Genomic DNA, 18,998 nt, shown 5'->3' on the forward strand with positions numbered 1-18,998 from the left:
CCGAGCCACTTTTCTTTCTCGATACCGTCCGGCGCGGCGTGAACGAGGACGGTTTCGCCGACGTGCATGACGCCCGCCTGCTTGAGCCCGGGCGCAACCTGATCGACCCGCTCGTCGCTGCCGTCGACCATCAGCCAGCGCAGACGGTAGCGCCAGAACCAGCCATGAGCGACGCGTAGTTCCTCGGCCATGCGTTGTAGCCGGGCGTCGCGCTTGAGCGGCTTTGCTGCCTTCGTGCGGTCTCCGGTTTCCGAGCGGAACAGTCTGGCGGCCCAGCCACATGCACCCGTCGATACCGCGAACAGATGCGCGATCACGACGAAAACCAGCACGATCGGGATGCCGACCAGTAGCCGCGCGCGAGGTGCGCCATCGGCGATACCAAGACGGTCATTCCCGAACCAGACCAACAGGAGTGCGGCAATGGCGAGGACGAGCGCTGCGAGGGGCATGCCCCAGATCGCCGCGCGGCTCAGAGTCGGATTGCTGGCCACGGCTTCGGGCTCCATGTTCTTGAGGTTATTTTGAGTCGTCATGTGTGGAGGCGTTGGGTTGTTCTGCTGGTATGACGTGGAGGATGGCTGACTGCAAGCCGTCGACAACCAGTTGCGGGCCGTCTGCAGCGCCAGCCTCGATGGCGGCCGCAATCGCCAGCAAGCCGTTTGCGGTACCCACGTTGCCGACAATACGATCGAGCCGGTACTGTGCGGCGTCCTTCGACGCGGCCTGAAAACCAGCGGCAGCGAGGGCGCGGTCGCTGTGCTCTACCGGGCGCGTGATCCACGCGCGCGTTACCTCTGCGGCCTTAGCCTTGCCCCAGATAGCGGCATTCGCAAAACCGTACCCGGCCTCACCATCGATTGCCTGGACTGGACGGTGCAGCGCAGCCTTGTGGCAGACTTCCGGCGGGAGCCTGAAGTAACCGGGATCGAGCAGCACGGCGGCACAACCTTCGCCACAGCCTTCGTCGATGGCATCGTCGTACCATGCTGCGGCGACCGCAAGCAGCGGACGGTGATCGTGGGCGTCGAGCCAGCCGTCGGCTACCAGCAGACCATCGGTCGCGGGGACGGCCTGAACATCAAGTGGCGACAGCGCCGCCAGCCGCAACGCTTCCCGAACCTGCGTCAGGCGCAGGGTCGCAGTCTCCGGCCCCGCCAGCACGCGTACCTGCGGCCAGTACGGTTTTTCGTATCGCGTCAACGCCTGGATATTGCCGACTAAAGGTTCGAGCGCAACACGGATCATCTGAACAGCGGGGGCGACCTCCAGCAGCACGGCGTCGTCGCCCTCGCTTTCCTCTTCTCCCGCCACCGGCAGCCCGGCCAGCAACGGGTCACAGGCCTCGAAACGATTGCACGAGACCTTGCCCGAGCCATGTCGGGCACTCTGCATCTTGAGGAGCGAGCGCTTGCCTGCAAGAGCTTCGGTAAGGGACTTACCCGCCAGCGGTAGGCAATACCCGGTGCCAACTACGTGCAGCGGACGCTGCGCGAACCGGATCCTCTCCTTGAGCCAGCGGTCGCGATGATGGTTGTGCCAGTACGCGCGATACCACAGGACCTCGTAACCTGCCCGGGCGAAACCGACCAGAACCAGGAACACGCCGTTCGGTGCGCCGACCATCCAGTTCCAGAACTCGAGGCCACGCGCCGGCTCACCCTTCGGCCAAGAAAACAACACGAATAGCGAACCGAGCACGTTACACATGAACCACGTCACCGCCCATGGCCAGAAACGCATCCTGGACGGATATCCGCTGGGGCGTCCGGCGGGAGAAAGATCGACCGGCATTACTCGATGTTGAAATTCATGAGCGACGAGAGCAGACGGCAGCCGCACGCGCAGCGGTAATGATGGAAGGCAACCTCCTTGCCGTCGCGATCGGGAAATTTTGCGCAGCCCTCGTCAATGGTGGTTGGCCCATGCTGCTCGCAGATCGCTTCGTCGCCCTTCCGGGCGAGCGGGCGACCCATAACCTCGAACCACGGTGAGCCGCCTGTGACTTCGCCGCCGTGTTCGAGTTTGTCGCCTGTACGGATAGGAGATTGCATATACTAGTTAAATAATTGATTTCGACTATTGTTACTGCGCCGGCATAGCAGCGCATTTAAATTGAACACTTCGCAAGAGAGTAGGGAGAAAACCATCCTTCGAGTTACCTTCGCTCTGAATATCCGCCCCCCCGCCAGACACACCAATCAAAACGTTCTTGCCTTTGACGAAACAAAATCGCGATCCTTGAATCCCATCTTTCGATTCAATGTCGACAACAAACCCATTTGCGCCGGGCACATCGATATTTCCAAAATTCACCACCCCACTCTTCCGAAGCGGACTCCATTTCTTCCCGTCAAAATCTGCTGGACACCTCAATGAGTTAGCGCTCATAATATCCTGCATCTCTTGAGAAATATCGGTTTGTGCATTATCGGGAGACCACTTAAAATCTGCAGTGTTTTCGCACATAAAGCCAATCCACGGCACATGTGCAGTCCCGCGTTTCTCAAACCACCAGTCATACCCAGAATACATTTGCGCCTGCTGAAGGAATGGAAGTTCCCGATCAGGCAGCGGAGCGTCTGCGCGATAAATTATGAGATCTGGATCGTTGTATTTAATATGCTCGCCCTTTTTCAGAGTCATCGAAAACTTGCAGTCGCCCATTTTTACTTGCACCGATGTTGGTCCATCTGCCGTGAGTGTGCTTGTGCCCACCCCCAACGTCCTCACGCCATCATCGGCTAATGCTTCACCAGAAAAGCATGCAACAGCGAGCCAACCAGCCACAAAGATTGTTATGTAATGCTTCACGATTCCTCCACGCGCCCGAAACCAACCGGGAAAATAGATGTACTCCCGTCCGGCTGCGGGAAGCTAGTTACATCGAATAGTATTATTTGTGCGTTAGCGAATGACAAAAACCGAGACTGTATGTCCCACACCGAATTATAGTTACTACTTGGCTTGCCAGTGTTTATTGTGGCTGCGACCTTACCAAACGCCCCGTTTATGTAGAAGTATTTTATTCCGTGGTCCGTTGAGAGCGGACTGTATTCACTGGATTGATTAGTCCAGTACTCGTCTGCGCAACATGCTGCACCCGACCAAGCCCAATAACAGCCCGCGCTATCCGCTGCTTCAAATGGGTTCGCCATCGCCTCTCTTTTTTCGATAAGGTCGGCCGGAATATGCGTAGATGTATCTCTAAGGTAATGCATCGAATCGTACATCCCCTTATGACCATTGGGCAATGTTCTGCTTTGGTCAGCCATCTGGGTATGCTGCTTCAGGACGTCCTCCACCGTTGCACTTACTGCAATCCCTTTGAATTTCCAATATTTAATATAATTTGTGGCGTGTGTGAGCTGAAGCATTCCTCGCCCATCCCATGGAGCGTACCAAAATGGTGATCCCTCATGGTATTTTTGGAACCATTGCGTCTCCTCTGTTGCATTTCCAAAGAAAGACGCCATACGCGCGGGCGATTGAATCCCGTATTTGCGGATCGCGTTGTTGAGTTCCAAGCGCCTCTTAATGGCATTCGGATTATCTGCTGCCAACATGGAAGCAGCTCAACTAAGGTGTACCGTTTGCCACTTCCACGGCGTGGCTTTTTGTACAACATTTTTTGGAAGCAGGTGCTGAAGTTCCTGGCGACTTAGCCACCCACACTTTCTGAAGTGGCGAATAAACGCAAGCGGATGGAAGAACCAGAGTTGCTGCCCGGCAAGGGGCGTCTTGTCCAGAAACTGGAACTTGCTCAGGAAGTCCGTGAAGTTTTTGTACCCGTCGGGATTGGTATCCTTCTGCTTGCCAAAGAAACCATACGGATCGTTCAGGTCCTTGTAGCGTTCCTCGTTGTTGGACGGATCCCACTCGCTACGCGCCTTGAACACCATCCCCCGAAGCTTTTCGTCCACGCCATCCGTGTTCTGCACGTAGCTGGCAAGCTGCAGGTTGACGTCATTGTTGTTGTTCGGATCGACTTCGAGCGGTTGCGCCGACGGCAGCGAATCCTGAATGCCCGTCAACCCGCAAAGCGTCGCGTAATCACATCGCCCGGCGTCGTTGAACGGCGTGTTGTCATCATCCACCTTTTGCCAACCCGTAAAGAACGGGAAATCCGCGTCGGACAGCTTCTTGATGGCGTCCGGCGCGATGTTGACATAGCCCAGCGTGCCATTCTCGTCGAATGGCACTGCGATCCAGGTTGCACAAGCCGCCTGCGTCAGCGTTGAATGTTCCGATAGAATGCGTCCAAACCGCAGCATCTCATAGCCATCGCTCGGACATGCCGGATAGAGGGCCATCGCGCGTTCATACAGGTCGTATTCGTAATGCTTTTGGGCGTTGTCGTACGGATCCGCAACGGGGTCGGGCGTAAGCAAGGCCACGATGCCACTGCCACCCCTATCGATCCACGCGCGCGTAAAACGCTGCCCCTTGTCGAACCATGCCTCGACATAGAGCGTATCGCCTGCACCAAGTGAGCCGCCCGGCACGCGCGGAAACCAGGTCTCATCCATGCCCGCAGGCTGCGGATAGAACTCCTGCGGGCCGGAAATGACGAAATAGCTGTGCCCCCAATAGTCACTCGTGGTTGGCTGAGCCGGTTTTTTCACGAAAATGAATATCCTTTCATAGCTTCCGCTTCTCCAATGACGCTTGAATGGCGTGAGCGGTTGGTATATCGCAATTTTATTTTTCATTATTTCCGACACTCCATGTTTTACCGTTTCCGCAATCCGTCACTGGATTACCGTTTGTGTCAACCGGCGGCTCTGTTGCCATATTTTTTCATCGGATAAGCGTCACTGGTCAACAGGGATACTTGCTGGCGCGGAATTTCGCCCTGAAAAGTCAATAAATTCGACGCTGCGAAGAATATCAAGAGCGTATGGGAGCAGATTACTCTTTGGATCGCTAAGGTACATAACGGGTTCACCTCCGCACAAGGCGATGGCTCCGTGAAAAATACAAAATGACAGGTAGCGCTCACGCTGCGCCGGATCGCCATCCCGATCGTCTTGGATTACATAAAATCCGTTCCCGTTGACTGCATCCAGGTTACCCACTTTGGTGAATTCGCTCAAAAGTTTTTCATTTCTTTCGCTATCGAAGTAAGGGACCCAATTTTTTCTATTTCCGTCATAGACAGCACCATGCTGCCGTGCGATCTCCTCTTTGGATTGATCCATCAAGCGGGTGCAAACGAAATTTATGCCAAACTTCAACATCGGCGCTTTAACGGGTGGTTCTTCTGTCCAGTAAGACGCATTCAATGGCATTCCGCTGGCTAGATGACCTTTGAAATAGTCCTTGACGCTGATAACACATTTTTGCCCCATGTCGACCACGAGCCTAGATGGCTCGGCAATTGCAACGGCGCTATCCGTAGCATACGAGACGAATGGGATGATTACGAAAATGATCCCAAGCAAAACTACACGCAATTTGTCACGCATGTTCAATCTCTCCGAGGAATACGTCCCTCAGGAAACCCCAGTGAGGGAACCCCAGACGCATCTGGAAATTTGACTTCGGCCAGCACCGCTAGCGCCTGCGCGTAAGCCACGCACCGGGCGATGTAACCGTTAAAAGGTCTATTGGGTTGTCCTACCGTACTGGGGAGATTCACAACAGCTGATGCGTCCCGAAAATTCATGCTGTGGTAATAGACCTTTCCAACTGGCGAGTTCGGATGGGAATGATGGGGATCAGGTGGTCGCCTGGCAGTTATTGCACGCCGCTCCAATGCGATCGGTTTATCAGCGTAACGAGCCATGCCCATCTTGGCCCAGTAGTACCCTGCGCTATCGGCGGGAGCAACGGTGTCTTCAAGCGTTACAGGCTGGCCCTCGGCACTGACTTGCTCGCGCCACCCGATCATCACGAGCGTCACGCCACTGACCGGGTCAGCTAAATACATTTGGGCCTGCGCCCGATGTTGATTGGCTTGAGCCTGAGCATGTGCCAAGGCGTCACGTGTTGTTTGTGATATCTGGCCCTTACGTCCCCGAAAATCCCAGTAACCGATGTAATTTGACGAATGCGTAAGCTGAAGAAATCCTCGACCATCCCATGGGTAGTACCACTCACTACGATTGTTCTCATGCAATTTTTCAAACCATTGGGTTTCCTGCAAAGAATTTCCAAAGAACGCCGCCATACGTTCAGGTGTAGAAATGGTGTATTTTCGCAAAGCACAATTTAACGGAATCCGATGTGTTTTAGCGAGATCTGCTCGACGCCTCGAATAGGCCACGTCTTCGTAATAGAGCCCGTGTGCTCCGGCTTCGCGCAGGACTTCAGTCGGTAACAGTTGTTTGAATTCGCTCGCACTTAACCACGCACACTTCCTGAAATGCCGGATAAACGCAAGCGGATGGAAGAACCAGAGTTGCTGCCCGGCAAGGGGCGTCTTGTCCAGAAACTGGAACTTGCTCAGGAAGTCCGTGAAGTTTTTGTACCCGTCGGGATTGGTATCCTTCTGCTTGCCAAAGAAACCATACGGATCGTTCAGGTCCTTGTAGCGTTCCTCGTTGTTGGACGGATCCCACTCGCTACGCGCCTTGAACACCATCCCCCGAAGCTTTTCGTCCACGCCATCCGTGTTCTGCACGTAGCTGGCAAGCTGCAGGTTGACGTCATTGTTGTTGTTCGGATCGACTTCGAGCGGTTGCGCCGACGGCAGCGAATCCTGAATGCCCGTCAACCCGCAAAGCGTCGCGTAATCACATCGCCCGGCGTCGTTGAACGGCGTGTTGTCATCATCCACCTTTTGCCAACCCGTAAAGAACGGGAAATCCGCGTCGGACAGCTTCTTGATGGCGTCCGGCGCGATGTTGACATAGCCCAGCGTGCCATTCTCGTCGAATGGCACTGCGATCCAGGTTGCACAAGCCGCCTGCGTCAGCGTTGAATGTTCCGATAGAATGCGTCCAAACCGCAGCATCTCATAGCCATCGCTCGGACATGCCGGATAGAGGGCCATCGCGCGTTCATACAGGTCGTATTCGTAATGCTTTTGGGCGTTGTCGTACGGATCCGCAACGGGGTCGGGCGTAAGCAAGGCCACGATGCCACTGCCACCCCTATCGATCCACGCGCGCGTAAAACGCTGCCCCTTGTCGAACCATGCCTCGACATAGAGCGTATCGCCTGCACCAAGTGAGCCGCCCGGCACGCGCGGAAACCAGGTCTCATCCATGCCCGCAGGCTGCGGATAGAACTCCTGCGGGCCGGAAATGACGAAATAGCTGTGCCCCCAACAGTCACTCGTGGTTGGCTGAGCCGGTTTTTTCAGCCCGATCTGTACCGTGTCGAACCAGGCCGTGAAATTGCCGTCTTCCATGAAGATTTCGAAGTGAAGATGCGCCACGCCCTGATGCTGGCCGACGTAGCCGAGCATGTCCCTGCGGTACACCCTCTTCGTGCCGCCCATCTGGACCATCCCATCCTTGCCCCCTGCCGTATCGAGCAGCCATTTGGGTAGCGCGTTCGCCGAGCCGGTCTCCGGCGGATCGTTGGGTTGGGGAACAATATCCTCCTGGCTGGTCATGTCCAGCAGGTGCATGTAGAGCGAGTAATACGCGAGCGTGCGTCCCTCGCCCGTGTCGGTCGTGTGCCGCAGCAGAACGAAGCCGGCATTCGAGTTCAGCAAAGGCTGCCCGGTCTTCGAATCGGTCGCGCCGTCCGAGATGCCGTTCTTGCAGACCCGGTAGGCGACAACTTCCCCATCGGCGATCGCGCGCACCGGCTCTGCGTGGCCCGCGCCCTGCGTGCCAGGATGCAGATGGATAGCGCAATGAGAACGCCGGTCGAAGGTGACCGGCCAGACCCCGTGATGGCCAATCTCGAATTGGTCGATGAGATCCATCATGGGGTCCGGTTTCGACGCGTCGCTGGCCGTCTGGCCCGACGCCGGAAGAAAGGGAGGGCTGATGATCATGGCTTCAGTGGGATGACGAATACGGTTCGGAAATCTTCAGGCTGCTTTTCGGCAGGGACGGCAGCTGGGTCGGCACGTTGTCGGGTCCAACGAACGTGAACGAGCCTGCCTTGATGGTGAACGCGCCAGGGCAATGGAAGGTCATGTTGCCGTTCTCGATCACGAGCGAGGCCCCGCCGCTGTTGAGCGTGATTTTCGACTTCGCTGCGACCTGGACGTCCGCGCTCTCGCTCGCGATGCGGAGCTGCTTCTGCGCGAACAGGTCCATGCCGTCGCTGAGCGCCACCGCCGTAAACTTCCCCTTCGCGGCGGTCAGGTTGATACCGAGCTTGTGCGCGCATAGCGAAATCAGTTCGCCTGCCGCCATCCGTAGCCGCCTGACGATGCTGACGTCCAGATGCTGGCCCGCCGTAACGATCATGTTTTCGCCAGCCGAGTGCTGGGCCGAGCGAGGCGTCACGAAGGCCATGCCTGCCGGGGCGCTCGCGAGCAACCCCGCGTCACGAAGCTGGTTCAGCCCGTCGAGCAGCGCCGATTGCGTCGCGCGGTCGGCAGGATCAGCTCCCGCCTGCGTCGTCGCCGCCGCGAGGTCCGTTACGCGCTGCAGCGCCGCCTTGAGTTGCGCGACGGCGGCAGGCATCTCAAGGTGCGGCGTATCCGGTCCGGCCGCCGCGTCCGCCGAGAAGAACAGCCCCCTCGCCGCGCGCATCGTGCCCCACGACTTCGAGGTAAATTCGTACCCTTCCCCGCGAAGGAGCTTTTTGCTGTTGAGCAGGTAGCCCTGGTTGATCGCAGACTGGCTGTAGACCGTCGCGATACGCGCGCTTTCCTTGCCCTTCAGGTCGTTGAAAACGATCTCGGCCCCGAGGAGCGGCGAGCGCCAGATTGCATAGCTAAAAAGCGCGTCGGTGCTTCGTACCACATCAGGGTGCGAAAAATCGTGCAGGGCGCCAGCTATATGGAGACGATCGATATCGCCGTGGGCCCCGTCGAGCAAAACCTCGGTGGCGGGAAGCAGCGGCGAATGGAAGCCGCCCTGGTAGGACGATGACGGACGCAGCAGGCGCAGGTTCAACAGCTTGTTACTGGTGTTCCCCGAGCCCTGCAGGAACTTCGGTACAACGGGATAACGCCCGTATTCGTCGACGTATGCGTAGGGGGCCGAGTCCAGGGTAGTGACCACGCCGACGACAGGCCCCGTCAGAAATCGCCAGTCCCGCTCGTAGTCAAACGCCGGCCGGTACGTCAGATGCGCGGGCATCGCCTTGAAGCGCGCAAAAGCGGGCTTCGTGCGGCTTCCCTTCATCTTGAACGACGTCACCACGAAGCCGTATTCGGCGCTCGGCATCTTCGCGTTGGTCAGCTTGATCACTACGCCCGGTGCAATGCCCTTCGCGTCGCTAGCGCCAGCGAGCGTCACCTGACGCGCGACTTGCTCGTCGCGTCGAGTCTGCGCGAGTGTCTCGCCCTGCTGCTGCGTCAGATGGAACTCTGCGCTGCGGCTGATCTGCCCGTATACCGAGCAGTCGTCCGTCTCCCCGGAGACGCTTGCTGTGGCCCGTAGCGGTTCCTCAGGCGTGCGGTAGTTGCGCTCCCACACCTCGATCGTCGCAGGCACCAGCGTGCGCTGTTCGTGGACCGCCTGCGCCGCCTCGTGCGAGTTGCTCTGCAGTCCCGCGCTGGCCAGCAACGGCAAGTTGACCGAGCGGATATAGGCGCGCGGATTGTTCGCGAATACGAGGATATCGAGCAATCCGTTCTCGCCGCGCTCCTGCCGGTAAAACCAGAAAATGCCCTTGCGCTTCGCATGGCGCGCGATGAAGTGCCAAACCGACTCCTCGTACATCACGATCTGCTGCATCTTTTCCTGCGGCCCTTCGAGATGGAACTCGACATCGAAGGCGTCGAAGTTTTGCCCGTCGACCAGCTTCTTCCTGACCATCTCCTCGAACGTGACATCGGCGAGCACATCGGAGTGGACCATGCGCTTGCCGAGCGCAGCAAAGCGCGGTTCGATGCGGACCTCGTAGGCCGCCTCGTCGCGGCTTGTGCGGATCCGTCTCCAGCGCGTCACCACCCCATTGAAAGTGGCCGCCGCATGATCGGCAGGCGTCGTCCAGTTCGCCGAGGGCACCGCGGCGCGCTCGTCGACCTGCAGGCCCGCGCGCCGCCCGACGTAGTCCTTGCCGTCGATGTCGAGGCGCGCAGACGTGACCGTGACAATGACGACGTAGTCCTTGCAGAATCCGCCGCGCACCTTGAAGTCGAGCACATCGAGATCATTCTCCTGCTTGCCGATCCACAGCCTGAAATGCTGGGACAGGCGCACGCTCGGGTGTCGCAGCGCATCGGTGAAATTCTTCGAGAGAGCATTCATTCCACGCTTTCCTGTGCGGTTGAAAGGAACGAAAACAAAATCGTTGCGTCCGCAGCTATCGCGCGAAAAATCTAGGGCTGCAAGCACTGTCCGTCAATCACCAGGCAGCGGCCTTTCCTGGAATCTTCAACAACCCTGTTAAATGACAATAAATCGTAGTCCTTCTATTTTTTAAGACAGAATTTCGCGGTAGCCGATCAAGCGGAACCTCGTTGCGCAAAAGCAGCCCGAGCTTCGTTTGTAACCGCAGGGCGCCGAACCCCAGCGTCGGGCCGCCAATTAGAGAATGGGCGCGCAGCCTGCGGAGCAGGCAAGCGAGTTCTGCGATCCACGCGGCCAAGCCTGGATCACGGCTGGACGCAATGCGAATTGCATTTGCACCAGATCTCGCCGGGTTCTAGCTCGAGCTAGCGAAACTGGACTCGTATCACGTCTGCTCTCAACTGACGTGACGCAGTGGAGGAGACCGGGCTACGCCACGTCATTCGGAATGTGCCGTCTCCGTCGACTTTTGGCGTTTCGAACGGCCCGTATCGAATCTGCTTTGGGAGACTTGCGAAGAACTTATCGGGTGCTATGCCTGCCAGCACTCGCATAAACTCGTTGCGCACGCCACCTTTTCGCCCGCGATCCTTATGCCGTGGACGTTTCAGCCCCAGCACCCCGGCCCACGCCCCAACGCTCCGCTCCATTTATCGCCCTCCTCCGCCGCGGCAACGTTTTTTTCCCCTCGAACCGCCCCATTCATGATCGAAAACACCGGCCGATAAGCATCGGACAGCGGGACAACCCAATCAAAAAGCGACGGAGACCACGAGTGCACACCGAATCATCGACCCGACCCAACTAGCAGGGAGAAGCCGCTCTCCCACCCGGGAAACTGCTCGTTTCCACCACCGACACGCGCGGCGTGATCACCTACTGCAACGACGCATTTATCGAAGCCAGCGGACTTTCCCGCGAAGCCCTGATCGGGCAGCCTCATAACGTCGTGCGCCACCCCGACATGCCCGCCGAGGTGTATCGCGACATGTGGGCCACGCTGAAAAAGCGCGAGCCATGGGTCGGCGTGCTGAAGAACCGCTTCAGCAAGGGGCGGCATTGCTGGGTGCAAACCGGCGTCACGCCCATCATCGAAGGGCAGTATGTCGTTGCGTACCGGGCCGTTCACACCGCCGCTTCGCGCGATCAGGTTCGCGCTGCCGAGGCGCTGTATGCGACCTTGCTCGCGGAGCAAAGAGCCGGCCGGCAGGCGCACCATCTGCAGGCACGCGCAATCGTGCGCAAGGACATGGTGGGGCGGCTTGCGCGCTTCGTGCATCCCACCATGAAGACGCAGACCTACCTGCTCAGATGCAGGCGGTGTAGTGTACCGGGGCCAAGCGTCTTCTCCGGGTCGACTTCAGCCGACAGTACACTGCGCGTGCGCCTGCTCGGGGCTACGCATCGCAGGTGGCCACCCTGGCTTGCGTCGCCAGACCGTGGGCTGAAAAAGACCTGCTCACCTTACCAGATGAGCAGGTTGGTGCAGAGTTTAATTAACGGTGTGGGATCCACACGAAACCATGGCACGTCGTCTGTGTGGGGTCGCAGAAGTTGCCCGCGACCGCCCCCGGGTCGTTGATCGCGAACGGGAAAGTAAAGCTTGATCCTGGCGGGTCAATGGTGGCAATCGTTCCCTGGTGCGAGCGGACAAAACCGTGCAGCGCAGAGAAGTCTGAGAGGAGGGACCACCCAGTGGTGTCACCCGCGGCATTTATCGCGTCTGGCCCGGTCAATATATTGTCGCCAGGCGCCGCGAAAACCGTCATCGTTCCGTCGTTTGCGCGCAGGAACCCGAGGGCCACGTCACACAGTGCGTCATTGCAAAAACTTCCCGTTACCGTGCCCTGAGCATTGATCGCAATCGTTGGGGCGGTGTTGAGGAATCCGCCGTTCGGGGCATTAAACGGGGTGAAGCTCCCATTTGTTGTCCGAACGAATCCGATAACCAGGCCCGGGTCGGCCTCAAGGTAATACCCGACGATCGAGCCCGATGAACTGATATCGGTCGGCCAGGTGTAGACGAGCTTGGCGGATCGAATGTCGTGTAGATCCCGTTAGCTTGTCTCAGGAATCCGTGAAACAGCCCACCACTGCCGGTATAAACCCCGGTGACCGAACCTGCTGCGTTGATACCTTGTGGATCGGTACTGTTGTTCGAGCCGAGAACGTCGAACGTCTGAAACTGTCCGTCCGGCGTGCGCAGATAGCCATGTCCTCCCGTCAAGTCCACGTAAGAACCCATGACCACGCCGCCTGGTGTGATGCCAATGGCCGTGCTGCAAAACGCTCCCGGCGTGCACGCTGTGCCTGGCGGATCGAAGGTTGTGATCGTGCCATCAGGAGCCCGCAGGAAGCTGTGTTCCGCGAAGCCAGCATCCAGGTAGTAGCCGGCGACGGCGCCAGCATTATTGATGGCGGCGAGAACCGGCCCATACGAGGTGTCCTCGCCCGGTACGTCGAAGATGACAAACCTACCGTCAGCAGCAGGCGCCGCGGGCGACGCGGCAGCTGCGGGTGAAAGCGCTGCAAGCTGGGAACGGCAGGTCTTCAGGGCCCCGCGAAGCCCTTTCATCACAGAGGGCGCATTTGGATTTCCGACCGGCATCGACTGATAAATCGCACTGAGCGCAGCGCAGGCGTTGCCTGCCCAGGCCGGGCTGCTGAGACAGAGAAGGGTGACTGCTGCTGCAGGAAGATATAGATGTTTATTCTTCATTTCGTACCTCTTCACAATAAGCGATTTAAGTAAGCACGATCCACCTTTAACGTTTGGGAATAAACTAAAAAAGCCACTCCGCAATGCCGACGATTTACCGTGTCGTACGGGAATAACCGGTGCGGAAAACGAGCGCAGCCACTACGGTGTGGTGGGCGCCTGGAATTTCACTGATGAGCTGGGCAGTATTGACGTCGTCGGGCGTAGCAGTCACGCTCCGCCGGGCGATCGCATGCTCTCAAGTAGGCAGACATGCCGTTGCGGAGCAAACCTTGGCGAGTCCAGAGAACGACTCAGGTTGGCGCCGAATTCAGTATAGGCGGCGCGAAGATAATCGCCGGACAAAAAAAGCTAACACTGAACACAGTTTTGGCGGCCGCAAAAGACTCGTGAGCCTCGATGAACCAAGTAGAAGCTCACCTCACCGGCCTCTCGGACTATCCTCTTGCACGAAGTCATCGACGAAGATCTGGCGCATTTCCCCGCCTAGTTCAATGAATCTGCGGAGGCGGCTGGGATGATAGTCCTTCAGGGAACCTGATGCTTCCCGACTCCACTGGCCGACGGCAAGCTAACGAAGGAAAACATGACGAGACGCCGCGAGTAGCCCGGACAGCCGAAGCCAGCTTCGCTGAACAGCCTATAGCGGTAGTTGACTTGATGACCGGGACCAACGACCGCACGGAGTCGACTAACGCCGATTGCGCCAGACGATAGTCGGCCAATAGCGGTCGGCCACGTGCGTCAGCTTCGGAGCAGTTGAAATGCGAAGTATGCCTCTTGCGTGGCGCCATTGCCGTTCTGGCACATCGTAGGTGAGCGTCTGGGCGCCGCTATTTCTGCTGCGACGTCCGGAAGGAACGAGGACCATCAACGTAGTATGGAGCGGCGAGCTTCTCCCAGGGCACGATGACCGGCGCCTGCAGGAAGGTAGCAACCCGACCGAACGCGCGACGGCGCTGAGTGCGCTGGGAACGTTGCCCAGAAGCGGTCGGGCGAGGCGTGCGGGGAAGCGCTCCAAAGCCAATGAAACAGTATACGTACGAGAACATTGGCCGGGGTTACATCACGTCAGCAGGACGGGTGTGTCTGTGCCCGGCAAGGAGCCGGCGATCAGTTCATCGGCGCGTGCCACGAAGCGCTGGAGCAACGGCGAGGGATTCGTCTTCGCGTAGCCCAGCATCAGGTCGATCATCGGTGCGGTACCGGACAACGGGCGCGCGACGACGGTCGGGATCAGTGCGTTACGTACGTACTGCGGCAGCAGGGTGAAGCCCCCGGTCGATGCCACCAGCGACATGCCCCCAGACAAGGTCTCGGCATCGTAGGTCTGCCTAAGCGTGATGCCGATCTCGGCCGCGTAGGCGTCGATCACGCCCTTCAGCACTGGCGCGATTCGTGCCGTACTGACGAACGCCTCGGCCGCGAGGTCCTGCGGCCGAACAGCTTTGCGCGCGGCGAGGCGATGGTGCTTCGGCAGGATCACTACCAACGGCTCCTTCACTAGGTGCTTAAATACGAGGCCGGCGGTCAGCGCCTCGTGCCGCAGAAGTGCGACGTCAAGCTCGCCCCGCATTAGGGCGTTAGCGAGCTCCGGCGACGACTTGGTCACGAGTGTGATCTCGACATCGCACTCCTCCTCGCGGAGGATGCGCAATGCCTCACGCAGCCAGACCGCTTCCTGCCCGAGCAGGAAGCCGATGACGAAACCCTGCTTCCTGGGCCCTTCGCAACGGCGCGCCGCTTCGCAGGCGACCTCGATCTGCGCCAATGCGAGCCGCACGTGATCGAGGAATACAAGCCCCGCGGGCGTGAGCGCGACGCCGCGAGCATGACGTTCCATCAGCCGGGCACCGACTTCGGCCTCCAGGTCCCGCATCTGCCGGCTAAGTGACGGCTGCGCGGTATGCAGCCGGCGCTCGGCCGCGCTTGACAGACTGCCCTCTTCGGCGATGGCCACGAAAAAGTGGAGATGACGAAGGTCCATCCGAGCCTCCCATGCCTCAACGGTATGCTTGCAGCATCAAAAGTATTTCCTGCATGGCCCGCCTGCGTATAGGCTGATTTTGTCGGTATCGCTAGTCAAAGATTGCTTCGACCGAGGAACGCCACCATGCGCACGCCAAGCAAAGTCGGCATCGTCTTCATTCACGGCATCTGGGCAGATGGACCGTGCTTCGCCAAAGTCATTCCGATCCTGCGTGCCGAAGGATACGAGGTGATCGCGGCGCAGTACGGCTCCAAAAAGCACGCCGGCGACGTCCCCGCGCGGCGCAGCGCACTCGACCGGCGAGTCGGCCCGGTGCCCCTCATCTTCCATTCGTACGGCTGCACTCGGCGACATGTTTGGCGCGATCCCGGATGCTGAAGCCGCCGCAACTGTTTGCGCAGTGCGGAGCCAATCGTAAATGAACAAGTACCTCTGACGAGTTCTGGTACGACTCGTCGCCAGTTGCTTGTCGCCGGCACCAGCCTGGAGGCAGGCATCGCTTTTCCATTGAAAGGAGTAAGCAAAGTGAACGCATCGCACAAGCCAAGCATCGTGTTTTGCCACGGCATCTGGGCCGACGGCTCGTGTTTCAACAAGCTGATCCCGGCGCTGCGAGCGGATGGCCACGAAGTGATGGCGGCGCAGTACGGCCTCGACTCGGTGAAAGGCGACGTGGAGGCAACCATTCGCACATTCGGCCGCGTTAGCGAGCCGATCCTTCTCGTCGGCCACTCCTACGGCGGCGCCGTGATCACCTACGCCGGCATGGACCCCCGCGTTGCCGCGCTAGTCTACATCGCGGCGCTATGCCCGGACGAGACGGAGACCGCGCAGCAACAACAGGAGAAGTTTCCGACGACGGACATCTTCACTCACGTCGAAGTCGCCGATGGCCGAGTCTGGCTGAAACCCGACGGGCCCGCGGCTTTCGCTGGTGACCTGTCCGCAGAAGAACAAGGGGGCGTCTATGCGACCCACTTCGCGCCGGCGGCGGACCTGTTCACCCACAAGCTGGACGGAAACGCCTGGAAGTCGAAGCCTTCCACGTATATCCTCGCAACCGAGGATCACACCGTCCATCCCGAGTTGCAGCGCACCTACGCGAAGCGCATGGGCGCCACGATCGTGGAAGTCAAGAGCAGTCACGTCCCGATGCTCTCGTGCCCCAACGAAGTGCTCGCAGCAATTCGCAAGGCCGCCGCCGAGGTTGCTGCGAAACGGGGATAGGCGTCCTGTACGCGCCGCGAAGCTCGGAAGCATTGGCGAGGCAGTCAACCTCCATCACGCCCTTGTCGAACGGTTCCTTGTGGCCCGAGAAGTCATCGCAGGCGAGCGTGCCGCGTCAGCGCCAGGCGAACGCTTGTAGATGGCTTCTGAATTGCTGAGCAACCAGTCCGTCATTCCGATCTCGCTGCGCGATCCAGCTCAATTGCGACGTTGAACGGCCGCTACGGAGCGCCGAATCCGGCGGCCCCGACGACCGCAACCGGTCAGCGTCCACCGGCCGACGCGCACACTGGATCTCCCTCCAACTTTGGAAGGAGATTGTCATGGAGACGGAGAAACGCGCCGCCGGCGCCCGAGTGCCATGGAACAAGGGCAAGCTTACTGGGCAGAAACCGCCTTTGAAGCTTCCGGAAATCTGGGCGATTCGCACGAGACTGCAGATGTCTTCGAACATCCGCGAGTTGGCAATGTTCAATCTTGCGATTGATAGCAAGCTTCGGGCGTGTGACCTGACGCGACTGCTAGTGCAAGAGATCTGCCAGGGTAGCCACGTCGGATCGCGAGCAATTGTCATGCAGCAAAAGACGCAACGTCCGGTCCAGTTCGAGATCGCAGAGCAGACTCGCCAGAGCATCGAAGCCTGGATAAAGGCGCGGAGATTGAAACCAGACGACTATCTATTTCCGAGTCGGCTGCACGCGTCGCCGCATATCTCGACGCGGCAATATGCTCGGCTGGTCCACCGATGGATCGGCTCGATCGGACTCGACGATACAGCGTACGGCACCCATCCCATGCGCCGCACGAAGGCTTCCTTGATCTACCGGCGAACGAAGAACCTTCGGGCTGTGCAGTTGTTGCTCGGCCACACCAAGCTCGAGAGTACCGTTCGCTACCTCGGCATTGAAGTGGACGACGCCCTTGAGATGGCAGAGCAAACCGAAGTATGAAGGCAACTGGCCGGCGAGCGGACGCTTGCCGGCCAGCAGGGGCCACCAGATCCATGCTCGCGACCGTCCGTTTAAGGTGGGAGAGTGGGTGCGTATTGCGGACACTAAGCCTTCCGGCCACGACTTCACATACGACAAGGTTCACTGTATTGCTCCAAGGTCTCCGTCTGTCAGGGCGAATTGATGAACCCCCATTCAGCCTTGTATAACCGGCCGAGGGACACTAACCTATTCAGCATGCGTCGGCTGGGAACGCTTCGACCCGATGTCGGCATGCACCCGGCCGAGCCGTGATGGATGTTTGCCATGGAACATGACGAATTCAGCGTCTTTGAGCTTCGGGGCTGGGAAACAGTCGCGCAGCCATATCACTCGTATTTTGGTGAACTGACGACGCAGTCCAATGATGCGCTGCTCGATGCGCTTGACGTCGGTGCCAGCGTCCAGTTCCTTGATGTCGCGTCGGGCCCTGGCTATCTAGCGGCAGCGGCGGCGCGTCGTGGCGCCGATGTAGTAGGCGTCGATTTCGCGGACGCGATGGTCCAGCAAGCGAGACGGCTTTTTCCCTCCCTCACGTTCCGTCCCGGGGGCGCCGAAAAGCTGCCTTTCGAGGATATGAGTTTTGACGCGGTCGGCATCAGCTTCGGAATGCTCCATTTCGCTCGTCCCGAGGCTGCGCTCACCGAAGCGTTTCGGGTGCTGCGCCCGGGTGGCAGAATCGCTTTCACTGTTTGGGCGTCGCCTGACCAGGCTGTTGGATTCCGCATGGTGCTCAAGGCCATTGAGGAGCACGGCCGCATGGATGTCCAGCTACCGCCTGGGCCTCCGTTCTTCCGTTTCAGCGATTCGCACGAGTCGGAACGTGCGCTGCTTGAAGCGGGCTTCGTTGAACCCTGCATTAAGATAGTCAGTCAGACGTTGCGTCTTCGCGCACCCGAAACGCCTTTCGACGTCCTGATGCGCGGCGGCGTGCGCGTCGCTGCGATCTTGAGGGCGCAGTCGCCACAGGCGCTGGCTGCGATCCAGAAAGCAGTGGCCGACGACGTCGCATCGTATACGACCAACGGTGAGGTGCAAGTTCCGATGCCGTGTGTGCTCGCATCCGCCAGAAAGCCCTGAGCAGCTGTCGGCACTGAACCCGAAGCTGGGTTACACCGGTTGCGTCCGACCCTGCGGCGTGAGGCGGAAGGCCGCCTTGAATCGCGGTAGTGACAGTCGCCGAGAGTACCCGAAGGGCAGCAACGGCCGACTTGGTCCACTCGCCGACGGCGCAGTGGCGGCCAGGTGCTCCCAGTCGCCTTCGGCCAGAACACGGCCAGTTCCTGACGTTCGCCCGCATAAGCAGATAGACACTCAGGCGGTCAATTCTCGCGGGACGGCAGTCATTCGCGTTGGAATCGGTTCACGGTGCGCTGTCTGCCAGATGCATCCGTCGCATGCATATCAGGCCTCCGCGTGCCCCACACACCCACGGCTGCGCCCACGCGCCCTCGTCTGCGACTGAAGCACGCCTTCATCGATCTGACGTCGTCGTCACTCCCTTCGCGCGGCTTCCTTGTTGCTGAAAGAAAGGAATCCCGGCAAGAAAACGTTGTCGGCAGCACCTGGAATACGAGCATGACTTAGCGACTTGAGGTATGCCTCACCTGTTTGAAATCCGAAGGCAACACTGTCCGGACCGGGAAGCACGCAGTGCACCGAAAAGGTGAAATTAAATTCGCAATTCAAAAGGACACGGA

Annotated in this window: 15 protein-coding genes and 1 pseudogene; 5 read left to right on the forward strand and 11 right to left on the reverse strand. The window is 59.0% G+C overall.

The features are described from left to right. The 9 genes and pseudogenes from AB4Y40_RS41115 to AB4Y40_RS41155 form a co-directional block, all read right to left on the reverse strand. A pseudogene (locus AB4Y40_RS41115) lies at positions 1-536 on the reverse strand (type VI secretion protein VasK); the annotation flags it as partial. Beyond that, positions 520-1,710: a hypothetical protein gene (locus AB4Y40_RS41120; protein WP_368692742.1), complete on the reverse strand. Its 1,191-nt coding sequence runs from the start codon at positions 1,708-1,710 to the stop codon at positions 520-522. The gene AB4Y40_RS41120 and the pseudogene AB4Y40_RS41115, both read right to left, overlap by 17 nt. An 83-nt stretch (positions 1,711-1,793) precedes the next feature. Then, positions 1,794-2,054 (reverse strand): PAAR domain-containing protein, encoded by a 261-nt coding sequence (locus AB4Y40_RS41125; RefSeq protein ID WP_368692743.1) that lies wholly within the window; start codon positions 2,052-2,054, stop codon positions 1,794-1,796. 31 nt (positions 2,055-2,085) lie between these two features. Further along, positions 2,086-2,814 (reverse strand): hypothetical protein, encoded by a 729-nt coding sequence (locus AB4Y40_RS41130; protein ID WP_368692744.1) that lies wholly within the window; start codon positions 2,812-2,814, stop codon positions 2,086-2,088. After that, complete coding sequence (locus AB4Y40_RS41135) at positions 2,811-3,566, reverse strand: hypothetical protein (RefSeq protein ID WP_368692745.1); 756 nt, start codon at positions 3,564-3,566, stop codon at positions 2,811-2,813. Before AB4Y40_RS41135 ends, AB4Y40_RS41130 begins: the two co-directional genes overlap by 4 nt. 9 nt (positions 3,567-3,575) lie before the next feature. After that, a complete protein-coding gene (locus AB4Y40_RS41140) occupies positions 3,576-4,712 on the reverse strand; it encodes a hypothetical protein (protein ID WP_368692746.1) in 1,137 nt (378 codons plus the stop codon). Between the two features lie 102 nt (positions 4,713-4,814). Then, a complete protein-coding gene (locus AB4Y40_RS41145; RefSeq protein WP_368692747.1) occupies positions 4,815-5,468 on the reverse strand; it encodes a hypothetical protein in 654 nt (217 codons plus the stop codon). Positions 5,469-5,470: 2 nt separating this feature from the next. Continuing rightward, complete coding sequence (locus tag AB4Y40_RS41150; protein WP_368692748.1) at positions 5,471-7,885, reverse strand: hypothetical protein; 2,415 nt, start codon at positions 7,883-7,885, stop codon at positions 5,471-5,473. Between the two features lie 73 nt (positions 7,886-7,958). After that, positions 7,959-10,331, reverse strand: coding sequence for a DUF2345 domain-containing protein (locus AB4Y40_RS41155; protein ID WP_368692749.1), 2,373 nt, complete (start codon positions 10,329-10,331; stop codon positions 7,959-7,961). Between the two features lie 880 nt (positions 10,332-11,211). Between AB4Y40_RS41155 and AB4Y40_RS41160 the strand changes: the two genes are divergently transcribed. Continuing rightward, positions 11,212-11,955 carry a PAS domain-containing protein gene (locus tag AB4Y40_RS41160; protein WP_368692773.1) on the forward strand — a complete coding sequence of 248 codons (744 nt, stop codon included), beginning with the start codon at positions 11,212-11,214 and terminating at the stop codon, positions 11,953-11,955. A 255-nt stretch (positions 11,956-12,210) separates the two neighbouring features. On the opposite strand, the gene AB4Y40_RS41165 is transcribed toward AB4Y40_RS41160, so the two are convergent. Continuing rightward, positions 12,211-13,092, reverse strand: a complete 882-nt coding sequence (locus AB4Y40_RS41165; RefSeq protein ID WP_368692750.1) for a hypothetical protein — start codon at positions 13,090-13,092, stop codon at positions 12,211-12,213. Positions 13,093-14,158: 1,066 nt separating this feature from the next. After that, positions 14,159-15,079: a LysR family transcriptional regulator gene (locus tag AB4Y40_RS41170; RefSeq protein ID WP_368692751.1), complete on the reverse strand. Its 921-nt coding sequence runs from the start codon at positions 15,077-15,079 to the stop codon at positions 14,159-14,161. A 126-nt stretch (positions 15,080-15,205) separates the two neighbouring features. Here AB4Y40_RS41170 and AB4Y40_RS41175 point away from each other — a divergent pair, with 126 nt between their 5' ends. The 4 genes from AB4Y40_RS41175 (at position 15,206) to AB4Y40_RS41190 (ending at position 18,378) form a co-directional block, all read left to right on the forward strand. Further along, the gene (locus tag AB4Y40_RS41175) at positions 15,206-15,460 is read left to right on the forward strand and encodes a hypothetical protein (protein ID WP_368692752.1); all 255 of its coding nucleotides are present in this window, start codon (positions 15,206-15,208) and stop codon (positions 15,458-15,460) included. Between the two features lie 147 nt (positions 15,461-15,607). Continuing rightward, positions 15,608-16,309 (forward strand): alpha/beta fold hydrolase, encoded by a 702-nt coding sequence (locus AB4Y40_RS41180; RefSeq protein ID WP_368692753.1) that lies wholly within the window; start codon positions 15,608-15,610, stop codon positions 16,307-16,309. Positions 16,310-16,632: 323 nt separating this feature from the next. Continuing rightward, on the forward strand, positions 16,633-17,259 hold the full coding sequence (locus tag AB4Y40_RS41185; protein WP_368692754.1) for a tyrosine-type recombinase/integrase: 627 nt from the start codon (positions 16,633-16,635) through the stop codon (positions 17,257-17,259). A 306-nt stretch (positions 17,260-17,565) separates the two neighbouring features. Next, on the forward strand, positions 17,566-18,378 hold the full coding sequence (locus AB4Y40_RS41190; protein ID WP_368692755.1) for a class I SAM-dependent methyltransferase: 813 nt from the start codon (positions 17,566-17,568) through the stop codon (positions 18,376-18,378). Positions 18,379-18,998: the final 620 nt, after the last annotated feature.

The organism is Paraburkholderia sp. EG287B (assembly GCF_040965595.1).
Classification (GTDB): domain Bacteria; phylum Pseudomonadota; class Gammaproteobacteria; order Burkholderiales; family Burkholderiaceae; genus Paraburkholderia.